The 12,772-nt window shown below is 37.3% G+C and carries 10 protein-coding genes and 1 other annotated feature (1 of these 11 running past the window's edge); all 10 genes read left to right on the forward strand.

Going from position 1 to position 12,772, the window contains the following annotated elements:
- Positions 1 to 205: a binding site (T-box leader), on the forward strand (it extends 79 nt beyond the left edge of the window).
- Positions 206 to 334: 129 nt separating this feature from the next.
- The 10 genes from ilvB (at position 335) to trpA (ending at position 12,731) form a co-directional block, all read left to right on the forward strand.
- On the forward strand, positions 335 to 2,056 hold the full coding sequence (gene ilvB, locus ACZLXV_RS11210; RefSeq protein ID WP_482383487.1) for a biosynthetic-type acetolactate synthase large subunit: 1,722 nt from the start codon (positions 335 to 337) through the stop codon (positions 2,054 to 2,056).
- A 272-nt stretch (positions 2,057 to 2,328) separates the two neighbouring features.
- Positions 2,329 to 2,838 (forward strand): acetolactate synthase small subunit, encoded by a 510-nt coding sequence (gene ilvN, locus ACZLXV_RS11215; protein ID WP_022225659.1) that lies wholly within the window; start codon positions 2,329 to 2,331, stop codon positions 2,836 to 2,838.
- Between the two features lie 12 nt (positions 2,839 to 2,850).
- Entirely contained in the window at positions 2,851 to 5,022 is a 2,172-nt protein-coding gene (locus ACZLXV_RS11220) for a hypothetical protein (RefSeq protein ID WP_482383488.1), read from the forward strand.
- Between the two features lie 61 nt (positions 5,023 to 5,083).
- On the forward strand, positions 5,084 to 6,358 hold the full coding sequence (locus ACZLXV_RS11225) for a hypothetical protein (protein WP_482383489.1): 1,275 nt from the start codon (positions 5,084 to 5,086) through the stop codon (positions 6,356 to 6,358).
- A 393-nt stretch (positions 6,359 to 6,751) separates the two neighbouring features.
- Positions 6,752 to 8,209, forward strand: coding sequence for an anthranilate synthase component I (gene trpE / locus ACZLXV_RS11230; protein WP_482383490.1), 1,458 nt, complete (start codon positions 6,752 to 6,754; stop codon positions 8,207 to 8,209).
- A 44-nt stretch (positions 8,210 to 8,253) separates the two neighbouring features.
- Positions 8,254 to 8,817 carry an anthranilate synthase component II gene (locus ACZLXV_RS11235; protein WP_022225663.1) on the forward strand — a complete coding sequence of 188 codons (564 nt, stop codon included), beginning with the start codon at positions 8,254 to 8,256 and terminating at the stop codon, positions 8,815 to 8,817.
- 14 nt (positions 8,818 to 8,831) lie between these two features.
- A complete protein-coding gene (gene trpD, locus ACZLXV_RS11240) occupies positions 8,832 to 9,839 on the forward strand; it encodes an anthranilate phosphoribosyltransferase (RefSeq protein ID WP_022225664.1) in 1,008 nt (335 codons plus the stop codon).
- Positions 9,840 to 9,925: 86 nt separating this feature from the next.
- Positions 9,926 to 10,720: an indole-3-glycerol phosphate synthase TrpC gene (gene trpC, locus ACZLXV_RS11245; RefSeq protein WP_022225665.1), complete on the forward strand. Its 795-nt coding sequence runs from the start codon at positions 9,926 to 9,928 to the stop codon at positions 10,718 to 10,720.
- Positions 10,721 to 10,777: 57 nt separating this feature from the next.
- On the forward strand, positions 10,778 to 11,962 hold the full coding sequence (gene trpB, locus ACZLXV_RS11250) for a tryptophan synthase subunit beta (RefSeq protein WP_482383491.1): 1,185 nt from the start codon (positions 10,778 to 10,780) through the stop codon (positions 11,960 to 11,962).
- Positions 11,955 to 12,731 carry a tryptophan synthase subunit alpha gene (gene trpA, locus ACZLXV_RS11255; protein ID WP_022225668.1) on the forward strand — a complete coding sequence of 259 codons (777 nt, stop codon included), beginning with the start codon at positions 11,955 to 11,957 and terminating at the stop codon, positions 12,729 to 12,731. The genes trpB and trpA overlap by 8 nt, the downstream gene beginning before the upstream one ends.
- The last annotated feature ends 41 nt before the right edge of the window (positions 12,732 to 12,772 follow it).

The raw sequence follows: 12,772 nt of genomic DNA on the forward strand, positions 1-12,772 counted from the left end.
GTATATGGAAGTAGCCTTTGAGCTTTGGACTGAAAGCGGAATTTATTTTGTGTGCAAGTAGGCTTCAACGGATTTTTCCAACGTTATATGGAAAACGATATAAAAGATATGTGTTTTATAGATTTATAAAACTATAGTCTGAGTATCGGCAGAGTGCAGATTTCATCTGAAATTAGGTGGTACCACGAAAATATTCGCCCTAAATTGACATTTGTCAGTTTAGGGCTTTATTATTTTATAGGAAACTTCTCGTTTCCTGGTTTTGTTGTTATTACATTGAATGCACACTTCGGTGTACAATGAAGATTTATTATGAAAGGTTTGGTGTTTAAATATGATTAAGGGAACTGAATTATTTGTAAAAGCATTGAGAGAGGAAGGAGTAGATACTCTTTTTGGTTATCCGGGAGGTCAGGCAATTGATTTATTTGACGCTTTGTATGACCAGGATGACATTGAAGTTATTCTTCCGAGACATGAACAGGCACTTATACATGCGGCAGACGGCTATGCAAGATCAACAGGAAAGACCGGTGTTTGTCTTGTGACGAGTGGACCGGGAGCGACAAATCTTGTTACAGGTATCGCAACGGCAAACTATGACAGTGTTCCGCTTGTATGTTTTACAGGACAGGTTCCGCTTAATCTTATGGGAAATGATGCGTTTCAGGAAGTTGATATCGTAGGTATAACAAACAGCATATGTAAATATAGTGTAACTGTCAGAAAGAGAGAGGATCTTGGAAGAATTATCAAGGAAGCTTTTTATATTGCGCGAACCGGAAGACCGGGGCCTGTAGTTGTTGATATTCCAAAAGATATACAGGTTGCGATGGGAAGTGAAGAATATCCTGAGGATGTAAATATAAGGGGATATAAACCCAGTGAAGGTGTTCATGTAGGTCAGATTAAAAAAGCCGTGAGCATGATGAAAAAAGCAAAAAAGCCATTGTTTTTGCTCGGTGGAGGTGTAAATCTGTCGGGAGCAAATGAAAAAATGAAAGAGCTCGTTGAGATGACAGGTATACCTGCTATAACAACTATCATGGGGAAAGGTGCGATTCCTTCAAAACACAGATTATATCTTGGAAATATCGGAATACATGGCAGTTATGCGGCAAATCATGCGGTAAGTGAGTGTGATCTTCTTATTTCCATTGGTACAAGATTTAATGACAGAATAACAGGAAAGATAAGCGAGTTTGCAAAAGGTGCGAAAATTGTTCATATAGATATTGATTCAGCTTCGATTTCAAAGAATATTGTTGTAGATATTCCTATAGTTGCTGATGCAAAACTGGCGATAGAAAAGCTTATAGAATACGGCACACCGCTCAAGATAGAAAAATGGGTGGCACAGACTCTTGAATGGAAAGAAAAGTATCCTATAAATATGAACAAATATGAGGGACTTACACCTGAAAAGGTTATAAAATATATAAATGATAATTTTGAAAGACCTATTGTAAGTACAGATGTAGGACAGAACCAGCTTTGGACAACACAGTTTTTTGATATTGAGACACACAGACAGCTTCTAACGTCAGGCGGACTTGGAACAATGGGTTACGGATTTCCGGCTGCAATCGGTGCAAAGATAGGAAATCCTGAGCGACCTGTTATTGCAATATCAGGTGACGGTGGAATGCAGATGAATATTCAGGAATTTGCAACAGCTATGGTCTATGAACTTCCTGTCATCGTTGTGGTATTTAATAACGGGTATCTTGGCAATGTAAGACAGTGGCAGCAACTTTTCTTCAACAAGAGATATTCAAGTACATGTCTTACATACAGAAAAAGCTGCAATCGTGACTGCATGAATAAAGATAAATGCTGTCCGAAATATATACCTGATTTTGTAAAACTTGCTGAGAGCTATGAGGCGAGGGGAATAAGAATAACCAAAGAGGAAGAGATAAAGAAAGCATTTGACTATGCACTTGAGTTTAAAAAAGGCCCTACACTTATTGAGTGTGTTATAGAGAGAGAAGCAAATGTTTCACCTATGGTGCCTACAGGAAAGACACTTGACGATATGATAATGGATTGTTAAGATTTGTAAAATTAGATTTATGTTGTGTTGATTGTGCAAATATAACAAATAATACCGCCGGCACGCTCTCGCTATGTTGTCGCTCGTAGCAGTACATAAGTCAGTAAAAGACACTGACTAAGTACTGACGGCGACAAGAATGCCGGCTAACATTATTCGTTATATTTGCACAATCCAATTGCATTTAATGATAATTTCACAAAATATGGTTTGTATATTAACTGATAATAAAAGATAAGAAAAAATAGAGAAATAGGAAGGATGATAGTAATATGGAAATGAAAAAACGTTGCATTTCACTTTACGTTGAAAATCAGATAGGAGTTCTTGCAAAGATTTCCGGACTTTTTGCGGGTAAATCTTATAACCTTGATACACTTACGGTAGGAGAGACAGAAGACCCTACAGTTTCAAGAATGACAATAGAGATGACTATGGATGACGTGACTTTTGAACAGGTAAAAAAGCAGCTTAACAGAAATGTCGTTGTAATAAAGGTAATGGATTTTTCTGATATTCCGATACAAAAGACAGAGCTTTTATACATAAAAATACACAGTTGTACTGAGAAAGATAAGACTGAAATATTTAGAATAGTTAATTCATTTGACCACCTTGAGATAGCTGACTACGGAAAAAAATCTGTTATTGTCAGATATGTAGAGACAGAGGGAAAAGTAAATGATATAATAGAGCTGTTTAATAAGACTTTTATAAACAGAATAGAAGTAGTAAGAGGCGGAAGTGTTGCAATAGAATCGGTTTCTACTACGACTAAATAAGGAGAGGGAAGGATGTTAGGTTCAGCTTTGGGGAATGTAGTGGGAACATTATATTTTTTGTTATATCAGTTTGCAGGAGTGTTGATTGCATTTACCGTTTTTAAGAGGGAAAACAGATGGTTTAAAGTACTGTTTGGCAGTGTTATGGGAAGTTTTTTAATTCACTGGCTGCCTACGCTCACGGCATTTCTGATGAATTTTACGCTTGCAGCACATATAAGTGCACTAATGCTGCTCGTTCTTATTTTGGTGGCAGTATTATATTTTGACAAAAGATTTTTTAGTAAAAATAGTGAAGTTTCACAGAATAATATATTGTCAGGAAAAGACGGCAATTCAGAGAAAACAAATCTTTGGCAGCGTATTATAAAAACGATAAAGGAAAAACCTGTACTGGCAGTTTTCGTTGTGCTTTACTGTTATACCGTAAAGGTGTGGAGCCATCATGTACTTACATTTAAGAATGGTGCAGTATATGCGGGCCAGTGTACTTATGGTGACATGAACATGCATTTGGGGTTTATAACAAGCATTGCGAACCAGAAGACATTTCCTCCTGATTATTCGATACTTCCTGGAACAAAGCTTGCATATCCGTTTTTATCGGACTCTATATCATCAAGTGTGTATATATTTGGTGCATCACTTAAATGGGCATACATTCTTCCGATGCTGTTTGCACTGATGCAGGTAATGTTTGGAGCCTATGCACTTATGGATTATATACTTTCTGACAAAAAGAAGACATTTCTTTCATATATACTTTTCTTTTTGAATGGTGGTTTTGGATTTGTATATTTTATAAACAAAGGTTTTGCAAGCCAGAATTTTAAGAGGATATTTACGGAGTTTTATCAGACTCCGACAAATTATACTGATAAAAATATTATGTGGCATAATGTCATAGCTGATATGCTCATTCCGCAAAGAGCAACATTATTTGGCTGGGCTATGCTGTTTCCGATTTTGTATCTTATCACGAAAGCAGTCAGGGAAGAAAAAAGACAGTATTTTTATGTGGCAGGTGTGATTGCGGGAGGATTACCGCTTATACACACACATTCGTTTCTTGCACTCGGAATACTTTGTGCAGGATTTGTCTTACTTGAATTGATGCAAAAAAGTGATAAACAGTTTCCGGTACCGGTGCGTATAGTTGTTCTTGCCGGAGTGCTTTTGGGACTTGAATATATAAGCCGCAGAAAGACTTCGCAAAATCCGTTATCAGCAAATGCACTTTTTGCCATAGGAATAATTGTTATAGGTGTATTGATTGTTGCTATTGTTTATCAGGTAGTGCATAGTATCAAACAGAATGGAGAGCTGACTGAGGATTTGAAAAAGCTCATGAAATGCTGGGGAAGTTTTCTTGTCATTGTACTTGTGCTTGCTCTTCCTATATTATTCAAATTTACATTTAGTCAGGCGACAGGGGAACAATTTACAAGGGGAAGTTTCAATTGGGCTAATGACACACAGAGCTATCTGCTGTTTTCAGTCAAAAATTTTGGAATTATGTTTATAGGAATGTTGTTAGTATATGCATTTGGCAATAGAAAGCAGCTTCGGCTTGTAATTCCTCCTACATTTCTGTGGCTTATGTCAGAATTTATAGTATTCCAGCCAAACACATATGATAATAATAAGCTTATGCTTGTAAGTTATCTCTATTTTTGTATAGCAGTTTCAGATTTCCTGTTTGATATTCTTGCAAAGATAAATATAAAAGTGGTAACAGCAGTAGCAGGAACGGCAGCAGGCTTTGTGGGAATATTTGGAGCCGTACTTACACTAGGAAGAGAGTATGTATCCGAATATGAACTTTACAGTAAAGGATATCTCGAAGCGGCAGAATATATTGAAAAAAATACACAGCCTAAGGATATGATACTTACGGCAACGAATCACAATAATGTGGTAGCGTCACTCACAGGAAGAAATATAGTTTGCGGTTCAGGTACATTTCTCTATTTCCATGGTGTTGATTATGCCCAAAATGAGGCAGATGTAAAAATAATGTACGAAAACCCGTCTGAGAGAGAAAAACTTTTAGATAAATATAATATAAAATATATTGTATTAGGCCCATATGAATATGGATATAGCATACCTGATTATGATGAAATTATTAAAGTACATAAGATTGTGTTCGAGAAGGACGATGTTATTATACTAAAGAGATAAGCTGCAGGGGTGTTGTCTGCGATAATACAAGAGGTTAGAAGATGGAGGGAAATGGAATAGTATGGTTTTTGTATGTACGTCATTGATGATACTTTTTGCAATTTTGTGGGTGATAACATTTATTACGAAACTTGCAGGAGGAAACAATATACTGGCAAATACTTTTGTGCCTAAGGGTGAAAAAGCAACAAAAGAAGAAATCGTAAAAGTATTTTTGTATGCACTTTTATTCAGAATAGGAATTTATATTGTCGGTGTAGTAATATCAATGATATTTTCAGAAGAGACAGGTTTTACATTTTCTGATTTTTTGTCAAGCTGGAACAGATGGGATTCACAGCATTATATTGATTTGGCGAGTAAAGGCTATGCAGACTGCGTGGAAAACGGACAGCATCTTTTTCTCGTATTTTTCCCACTCTGCCCGTGGCTTCTTAAAATAATTCATTTTATTATAAGAGACTGGCAGCTTGCATTTCTCATACTTTCGACAGTAGCATATTGTGTGGGTGCAGTATTCTTTTATATTTGTATATCGGAGGAATACGGAAAGAAAACGGCACAGAAGGCACTTACACTTGTGAGCGTGTGGCCATTTGCTTTTTTCTTTGGCGGAATGATGACAGAAAGCCTGTTTTTTGCAACACTTTCGATAGGTTTCTATTTTATAAAAAAGCACAATTGGTTTGCTGTGGGTTTGACAGGTCTGTTTTGTTCGCTTTGCAGAGTGCAGGGAATACTACTCTTAGGAGTTGCCGGTGTTGAATTTCTGCAGACATATTCACCGGTAATTATGTTGAAAGAGAAAAAAATCGCTCTGTTTTTTAAAGAGGTGTTTACAAAGGGAATGTATTTGTTATTGATACCTGTAGGAAATCTGATATATTTTTATCTGAATTATAAAGTAGAAGGAAATCCGTTTAAGTTTCAGGAATACCAGAAAAATCACTGGAATCATGAGGTTACATCTTTTTATAAAGGATTTGGAGATGTGTGGAAATATTTTAAAGACGCAGGTACGACAAACAGTATGAAAATGAGCATATGGATGCCGGAGGTTATCATAGTTATACTTGTTATTGTGGTATTGTTTTATGCACTTAAAACACAGCCGCTTAAGTATACGGCGTATCTGTGGGTGTATACTATGGTTTGTTATGGAGTGACTTTCCTTATAAGCGGTGGAAGATATATGCTTTGTGCACTTCCGATATTTATCATTGCAGGTGATTTTTTTGAACAGCATGAAAGGCTTTACAGGCTTGCGGTGATATTGTCAACGGCATTTATGGCAGTTTATATGGCAGGATATTTTAATGGAAAACAGATAATGTAAGAGTACAAAATAAAAAATCCTTGACAAATCAATTTACAAGGGTATATACTTTTAAAAAGTTAAATAAATTGAAACCGTTGATGTGGAGATAAAAATAAAAGAGGCGCTTACAGAGAGCAGGGGATGCTGAGAACCCGCAGAAAGCTGTTTATTAAATGGACCACTGAGGGCATAGTCAAAGGAATTTTATTCCGAGTATTCTATGACGTGAGGGCATGCGTTAGTTGCCGGGAATATGTTAGTATTTCGCTAAGAGTGTGGGCAGACCATAAATCAAGGTGGCACCGCGGTATTATTATTGTATAACCGTCCTTGGATATTATTATTTTTTTAATAGTAATATCCAAGGACTTTTTTGATTACCTTGAATGAAAGCTGTTAAGGAGGAAAAGCATGATTACATTTGAAGAAGCAAAAGAATTATCAAAGGGGTACAAAGTTGTACCAATCAGCATGGAAATTATGTCGGATATAAGAACACCGATGCAGGTGCTTCGTATTTTGAAAGGTGTAAGTTCACACTGTTATATGTTGGAGAGCGTGGAAAATCAGGAGAAATGGGGAAGATATACATTTCTTGGATATGACCCTAAGTTGGAAATTACATGTACTAACGGGGTGATGAAAGTTAAGAACGGAAAGACTGAGATAAGCGAAGTTAAACACCCAGGTGAGAAGATAAAAGAGATTCTAAAAGAATACACAAGTCCTAATATAAAAGAACTTCCGACATTTACAGGTGGTCTTGTAGGTTATTTCTCATATGATTACATAAAATACAGTGAGCCAAAGTTAAACCTTGACGCAGATGATGAGGAAGGCTTTAAAGATGTTGATTTGATGCTTTTTGACAAAGTTATAGCATTTGACAATTTCAGCCAGAAGATAATTGTTATAGCAAATGCAAAAACTGACAATTTAGAAGAAGATTATAACAAATGTGTTGATGAGATAAATAAGATAATAGAACTTATAAAAACAGGAGAGATGGTTGACGTTAATCCGGGAAAGATAACATCTGAGTTCAGACCGTTATTTACTGAGAAAGAATATTGCGAGATGGTTGAGAAAGCAAAGCATTATATATATGAAGGAGATATTTTCCAGGTTGTACTTTCAAACAGACTGGAGGCAGATTATGAGGGAAGCCTGCTTAATGCATACAGAGTATTAAGAACAATAAATCCTTCTCCGTATATGTTCTACTTCAGCAGCGATGACATAGAAGTGGCAGGTGCTTCTCCTGAAACTTTGGTAAAACTTGAGGATGGAGTTCTTCATACATTTCCTCTTGCCGGTACAAAACCGAGAGGAAAGACTAAGGAAGAGGATGATGAGCTTGAAAAAAAACTTCTCAGTGATGAGAAAGAGAGAGCTGAACATAACATGCTTGTTGACCTCGGAAGAAATGATATAGGAAAGATAAGCAGATTTGGAACTGTCGAAGTTGAAAACTATATGGATATATTGAGATATTCACATGTAATGCATATCGGTTCGACAGTAAAAGGTGAGATAAGGGACGACAAAACAAGTCTTGATGCCGTAGATGCCGTACTTCCGGCAGGAACACTTTCGGGAGCACCAAAAATTCGTGCGATGGAGATAATAAACGAACTTGAAAACAATAAGCGCGGAATTTACGGCGGTGCGATAGGATATATAGATTTTACGGGAAATCTTGATACATGTATAGCAATAAGAACAGCTTTTAAAAAGAATGGAAAAGTTTTTGTACGTTCGGGTGCAGGAATTGTTGCAGACAGCGTACCTGAGAGTGAGTATAACGAATGTATAAATAAAGCAAAAGCAGTTATGAATGCTGTTTCAATGGGACAGGAAGAAATGTAAAAACATATGCGTGTTTTTTCTTGTATGCAAAAAAGGAGGTTTATATGATATTACTTATAGATAATTATGACAGTTTTTCTTACAATCTGTTTCAGTTTGTGGGAACTATAAATCCTGATATAAAGGTGATAAGAAATGATGAGATGACGGTTAGTGAAATAGAAAAGCTTGCACCAAGTCATATACTTATATCGCCGGGACCCGGAAAACCTTCTGATGCAGGGATATGCGAGGATGTTATAAAATATTTTAAGGGAAAGATTCCGATTCTTGGTGTCTGCCTTGGTCATCAGGCAATATGTGAGACATTTGGGGCAGAGGTTACATACGCACCGAAACTTATGCATGGCAAACAGTCAGAGGTTAAGCTTGATGATACCTGTAAAATTTTTAAGGGAATAGGAGAAAGAGCAAAAGTTGCGAGATACCATTCTCTTATCGCAAAAAAAGATACAATACCTGATGAACTTACAGTTACGGCTGTCACCGACGATGGAGAGGTTATGGCTGTAAAACACAGGGATTATGAGATATATGGTGTTCAGTTTCATCCTGAATCAATAATGACACCTGATGGAATGAAAATGCTTAAAAATTTCTTTGAATAAAATGGAGGGTTATTATGATTAAAGAGGCAATAAATACACTTGTAAATGGTGAAAATCTTAATGATGAAGTAATGACACAGGTAATGGAAGAAATCATGACTGGAGAGGCAACAGACGCACAGAAAGCATCATTCCTTACAGCACTCAGCATAAAGGGCGAGACAATCGACGAGATAACAGCAGCAGCGAAGGTAATGTCATCAAAATGCACACCTTTTCACAATGATGGAGATGCACTTGAGATAGTGGGAACAGGCGGAGATAAAGCTAATTCATTTAATATATCAACACTTTCGGCAATAGTGGCTGCGGCAGCAGGTGTTCATGTCGCAAAGCATGGAAACAGAGCTGCATCAAGCAAGTGCGGAACAGCTGATTGTCTTGAAGCACTCGGAGTAAAGATTGATATTGAACCAAATCAGAGTGAAAAATTGTTAAAAGAAGACGGAATATGTTTCCTGTTTGCACAGAAGTATCATCCGGCAATGCGTTTTGTCGGTGCAGTAAGAAAAGAGATGGGAATCCGCACAATGTTTAATGTACTCGGACCTCTTTCAAACCCTGCAAGAGCAAATATGCAGCTTATGGGTGTATATGATGAAAAAATTGTAGAACCGCTTGCACATGTACTTAAAAATTTAGGTTTGAAAAAGCTTATGGTTGTTTACGGAATGGATTGTCTTGATGAAATTTCACTTTCTGCACCTACAAAGGTATGTGAATATAGAGACGGTGAGTTTAAAAATTATGAGATAACACCGGAGCAGTTTGGATTTAAGCGTTGCACTAAAGATGACCTTGTCGGTGGGGAGCCGGCATTAAATGCACAGATAGCAAGAGAGATTTTAGATGGAGTGGAAGGACCAAAGATGGATGCGGTTCTTTTAAATGCAGGAGCTGCAATCTACATTGCAACAGATGGAATTACAATAGAACAGGGAATTGAAAAGGCAAAGGAAATGATAAAGAGTGGAAAGGCTAAAGCTAAACTTGAACAATTTATAGCTGACAGCAACAAATAAAACAGTCTGAAAACAAGACATACTTTTTAATTGAAAACAGATGCTTAGAAAGTGTTTAACAGACAAAAACAGAAATGGAGAAAACATTGAATATATTAGAAGAAATTGCGGCAAAGACAAGGGAGCGTGTAGCCGAGGCAAAAAATAAAGTTTCTCTTGAAGAGATGAAACAAAAAGCCGAGAGTCTTAACGCTGATACGGGATTTCCGTTTGAAAATGCCATTAAAGAGGGAAGTCTTTCTTTTATATGTGAGGCGAAAAAAGCTTCACCGTCAAAGGGACTTATAGCAGAAGATTTTCCTTATGTCGAGATTGCAAAGGAATATGAAAAAGGCGGTGCAAGTGCCATATCGGTACTTACCGAACCATTCTGGTTTATGGGAAGCAATGAGTATTTAAAGGAAATAAGGGAAGAAGTAAATATTCCTATTATAAGAAAAGATTTCACTGTTGATGAGTATATGATATATGAAGCCAAGGTTATCGGTGCAGATGCGGTATTGCTCATATGTGCCATACTTGATGATGAAAGCCTTAAAAAGTATATGCAGATAGCAGACAGTCTGGGACTTAGTGCTCTTGTTGAAACCCATGACGAAGAGGAAGTAAAAAGAGCAGTAGCGGCAGGAGCAAGACTTATAGGTGTAAATAACAGGGATTTAAGGAATTTTACCGTTGATATAAACAACAGCTTAAGACTTAGAAATCTTGTGCCTGAAGATATTACTTTTGTTTCTGAAAGTGGTATAAAAGGCGAGAAAGAGATTAGAGAGCTTGCCATGGGAAAGGTTGACGGTGTACTTATCGGTGAGGCGATGATGCGTGCCGGGGAGAGCCGTATAGAGACTTTGAAATCACTTATAAAAGTAGGACATGTCTAAAATTGATATGATGAAAACCGACTGAAATATTCAGTCAGATTATGGAGGATAAAAAGGATGAGTAAAGGAAGATTTGGTGTTCACGGTGGGCAGTATATACCTGAAACACTTATGAATGAGATACAAAAACTTGAAGAAGCATATGAATTTTATAAGAAAGATGAGCAGTTTAATAAAGAACTTGATACACTTCTTAGAGAATATGCAGGCAGACCGTCACTTCTCTATTATGCTGAGAAAATGACAAGAGATTTAGGCGGAGCAAAGATTTATTTTAAAAGAGAAGATTTAAATCATACCGGTTCACACAAGATAAACAATGTACTTGGCCAGGCACTTCTTGCAAAGAAGATGGGCAAGACAAGAATTATTGCAGAGACAGGTGCAGGTCAGCACGGTGTCGCAACAGCGACAGCAGCAGCACTTCTTGACCTTGAATGTGAAATATACATGGGTAAAGAAGATACAATTCGTCAGGCACTTAACGTATATCGTATGGAACTTCTTGGAGCAAAAGTTCATCCTGTTGAAACAGGAACAAAAACTCTTAAAGATGCCGTAAACGAATGTATGAGAGAGTGGACTAACAGAGTTGATGATACTCTCTATGTTCTCGGTTCGGTTATGGGACCACATCCTTTCCCTACTATAGTAAGAGATTTTCAGAGTGTTATAAGCCGTGAAGCCAGAGCGCAGATACTTGAAAAAGAAGGCAGACTGCCTGATGTCGTAATGGCTTGTGTAGGTGGTGGAAGTAATTCGATGGGAATGTTCTATGAATTTATCAATGACAAAGATGTAAAGCTTATAGGGTGTGAAGCGGCAGGGCTTGGAGTTGATACTGACAGAACGGCTGCGACAATGGCAACAGGTACAGAAGGAATATTTCATGGAATGAAATCATACTTCTGTCAGGATGAGTATGGACAGATAGCACCTGTTTACTCAATTTCAGCCGGACTTGATTATCCGGGAGTAGGCCCTGAGCACGCATACCTTAAAGATATAGGAAGAGCTGAGTATGTTCCTGTAACTGACGAGGAAGCTGTAAATGCATTTGAATATATTGCAAAAGAAGAGGGAATTATCGCAGCTATCGAGAGTTCACATGCGGTAGCACATGTGATGAAGATAGCACCAAAGATGGATAAAGACCAGATAATAATATGTTGCCTTTCAGGACGTGGCGATAAGGATGTGGCAGCAATTGCAAGATACAGGGGGATTGATTTACATGAATAGAATAAGTAACGCATTTGAAAATAAAAAAGCATTTATACCTTTTATAACAGCAGGAGATCCAAACCTTGAAAAAACTGAGGAATTTATTCTTGAGATGGAGAAAGCAGGAGCAGCACTTGTTGAGATAGGAATACCGTTTTCAGATCCGATAGCAGAGGGACCGGTTATTCAGGATGCAAATATAAGATCGCTTTCAGGCGGATGCACAACAGACAAAATTTTTGAAATGGTAAAGTCACTTCGTACTAAAACAGACATACCACTTGTATTTATGGGATATGCAAACTCACTTTACAAGTATGGTTATGATAAATTCTGTGCAAAATGTCAGGAAGTAGGAATAGACGGACTTATAATACCTGACATCCCATACGAGGAAAAGAATGAACTTGCACCGATAGCGGAAAAATACGGAATGTATCTTATTTCAATGATAGCACCTACATCAGAAAAACGTATCCGGATGATTGCAAAAGAAGCAAAAGGCTTTATCTATGTTGTGTCATCAATGGGTGTAACAGGTGTCAGAAGTGAGATAAAAACTGATATTGAAAGTATAGTTAAATCAATAAAGGAAGTTACGGATACACCGGCAGCAGTAGGGTTTGGAATAAACACACCGGAGCAGGTAAATAAATATACAAAGATAGCAGACGGTGCGATAGTCGGAAGCGCAATCATAAAAATTGTGGCAAAATACGGAGAAGAAGCAGGAAAGTATATCTATAATTATGTAAAAGAAATGACAGGCGGACTTGCGCAGCAATGAAGCAATCCGTGGCATTAGTTAGGGTCAAAATAGTTTTTGAC

Source organism: Butyribacter sp. (assembly GCF_056818865.1).